Annotated in this window: 4 protein-coding genes; all 4 read left to right on the forward strand. The window is 38.7% G+C overall.

Annotated features, from left to right (window positions below):
* Window positions 1-211 precede the first annotated feature (211 nt).
* The 4 genes from IQ242_RS23330 to IQ242_RS23345 are packed head-to-tail and all read left to right on the forward strand — an operon-like array spanning window position 212 to window position 2004.
* Window positions 212-556 carry a hydrogenase maturation nickel metallochaperone HypA gene (locus tag IQ242_RS23330; protein WP_193961595.1) on the forward strand — a complete coding sequence of 115 codons (345 nt, stop codon included), beginning with the start codon at window positions 212-214 and terminating at the stop codon, window positions 554-556.
* Window positions 547-1371, forward strand: coding sequence for a hydrogenase nickel incorporation protein HypB (hypB, locus tag IQ242_RS23335; RefSeq protein ID WP_002770455.1), 825 nt, complete (start codon window positions 547-549; stop codon window positions 1369-1371). Before IQ242_RS23330 ends, hypB begins: the two co-directional genes overlap by 10 nt.
* A gap of 46 nt (window positions 1372-1417) precedes the next feature.
* Complete coding sequence (locus IQ242_RS23340) at window positions 1418-1816, forward strand: type II toxin-antitoxin system HigA family antitoxin (protein WP_193961596.1); 399 nt, start codon at window positions 1418-1420, stop codon at window positions 1814-1816.
* Window positions 1817-1833: 17 nt separating this feature from the next.
* On the forward strand, window positions 1834-2004 hold the full coding sequence (locus IQ242_RS23345) for a DNA adenine methylase (protein ID WP_193961597.1): 171 nt from the start codon (window positions 1834-1836) through the stop codon (window positions 2002-2004).
* Window positions 2005-2059 lie beyond the last annotated feature (55 nt).

Genomic DNA, 2059 nt, shown 5'->3' on the forward strand with positions numbered 1-2059 from the left:
TCGGCACTAACAGAAGTCTCGATATTTTAGTCGGTGAACAATTACCGAGAATATGTTAATTAGACAGGAGACAGTTTTAAAGGAAAAAGTGAAAACTAAAAAAACAGATAGTTGGGGTTTTGGGGTTTTAGTTGAAATTTCCCTGATAACTGATAACTGATGACTGATAACTGATAACTGATAACTGATAACTGATAACTGATAACTGAAAATGCACGAACTAGGAATCACCCAAAATATTATTGAACTTGCTTTAGAGCATTCCCGAGGAATGAAAGTTAGGCGCGTGGTGTTAGAGATTGGTAAACTAACGGCAATTATGCCAGAATCGATCGCTTTTTGTTTTGATACCTGTTGTCAAGGTACTAATATAGAGGGGGCAATGTTAGAGATTCTGGAAATTTCTGGTTTAGGACAGTGCCAAGATTGCGGAAATAAGCTAGAACTAGAATATCCCTACGGAATCTGCGATCGATGTGGTAGTCGCAATATAGTCATTTTACAGGGTCAAGAATTAAATCTCAAATCCTTGGAGACAGAATCCTTATGTGTGTAACCTGTGGTTGTTCTGATAACTCGGAAGTAACGGTAACTAATCCGCAAACGGGAACCCATGAACATATTTTAGCCGATGGTACTGTTATTAGTCATAGCCATCACGCTCACGCTCACGCTCACGAGCATGAGCATCCCCATCATCCTGCGGAAATTCACGCTCAAATTCATGGTAATATTCTCCAAGTTGAGCAAAACCTGCTGGCAAAAAATAATCTGTTAGCGGCACAAAATCGCGGTTGGTTGAAGGGAAGAAAAACTGTTGCTCTTAATCTAGTTTCTTCCCCCGGTTCGGGAAAAACTACCCTGTTAACTCGCACAATTGCCGATTTAAAAACTGCTATTCCTATCAGTGTCATTGAGGGAGATCAAGCTACAGCTAATGATGCTCAAAAAATTAGTGAAACTGGTTGTCAGGTTATCCAAATTAACACCGGAACAGGTTGTCATTTAGAAGCATCAATGGTAGAGAGAGGATTAATCGAACTCGATCCACCGATGAATTCTTTAGTCATGATCGAAAATGTCGGTAATCTAGTTTGTCCTGCTTTATTTGATTTGGGAGAAAATGCCAAAGTCGTCATTCTTTCCGTCACCGAAGGGGAAGATAAACCGATTAAATATCCCTATATGTTCCACGCTTCTCAAGTCATGATCTTGACAAAAATAGACCTACTGCCCTACGTTAATTTTAACCTCGATCGCTGTTTAGATTACGCCTATCAAGTTAATCCCAATCTGAAAGTTTTTCAAGTTTCCGCTACCACGGGAGAAGGTTTAGATGCTTGGTACAGTTGGTTAAAATCACTGGTTTAAGTTAAGTAGTAACACACCCAAAAAGTTCAGTCTAACCGCAAGAAAAATGACTCTAGCACTTAATCAAAATATTTATAATCAACTGTTGACTAAATTTCAACCCAAGATTATTGAAAATGAGGAAGAATATGAGCAAGCGCGTCATCTTCTCCTTAATCTAATTAGTAAACAGGATCGACTACCAGAAGAAACCGCGATGGTTAAATTGATGGCGACAATCATTAAGGATTTTGATGCCAGACAACCTCAACCTGAACCAGCTTCACCGCAGGAAGTATTATTACACTTAATGTCAGCTAACAACATGAAACAAGCTGATTTAGTTGGTAAAATTGGTTCTAAGGGTGTGGTTTCAGAAATTGTTAATGGCAAGCGATCGATTAGTAAAGCTCAAGGGAAAATTTTAGGAGAGATTTTCAATGTTTCCCCCAGTGTATTCATTTAATTCTCTATTAGTTTTTCATGAAAACCACCGTTATTGTTCCCCCGATTAAATGTCAAGGTATCAAAACTAAACTGGTATCATCAATCAAAGGTTTAGCGGATCAGCAAAACTTTGAGCGCTGGATAGAACCCTTTTATGGTTCGGAGTTGGTAGCTTTTAATTTACAACCCAAAAAGGCCTTATACTAAATCTAGTTATTAAAAACTGATTATTTATTTCCCCACTTTGCCTCTTGCCCCCCCC

This window comes from Microcystis sp. LEGE 08355 (assembly GCF_015207185.1).
Lineage (GTDB): Bacteria > Cyanobacteriota > Cyanobacteriia > Cyanobacteriales > Microcystaceae > Microcystis > Microcystis panniformis.